This window comes from Pandoraea sp. PE-S2T-3 (assembly GCF_002179965.1).
Taxonomy (GTDB): domain Bacteria; phylum Pseudomonadota; class Gammaproteobacteria; order Burkholderiales; family Burkholderiaceae; genus Pandoraea.
The window spans coordinates 1-246 of record NZ_NGUQ01000021.1 but is presented as its reverse complement, the minus strand read 5'-3'; the positions used below and the strand labels follow the sequence as shown (position 1 = coordinate 246).

1 pseudogene is annotated in these 246 nt (G+C 57.7%); it reads right to left on the bottom strand.

The annotated features are described in order from the left end of the window. Positions 1–61: 61 nt before the first annotated feature. A pseudogene (locus CDV46_RS18610) lies at positions 62–246 on the bottom strand (hypothetical protein); the annotation flags it as partial.

The following is a 246-nucleotide window of genomic DNA, read 5'->3' as shown; positions in this document are numbered from 1 at the left end:
GCCCACAGCGAAAGCAGCAGGAGCGCTACGTTTGCGATTTGGTTGATAAGGATGAGCACATTTAGCTCCCGAGAATCTTCCGGCGAGCAGCGGCCAGCCATTCGGGAATCTGCTGCATCAAGTTGCTGACCATCGACAGCCCGAATACTGCCGCTGCCGCGATCGCCAACATGTGCGTGATACTTCCCGGAACGACCGAGTATTTCTCGGCCACGAACCCGCCCACAAGGCAGCCAATTCCAAGGC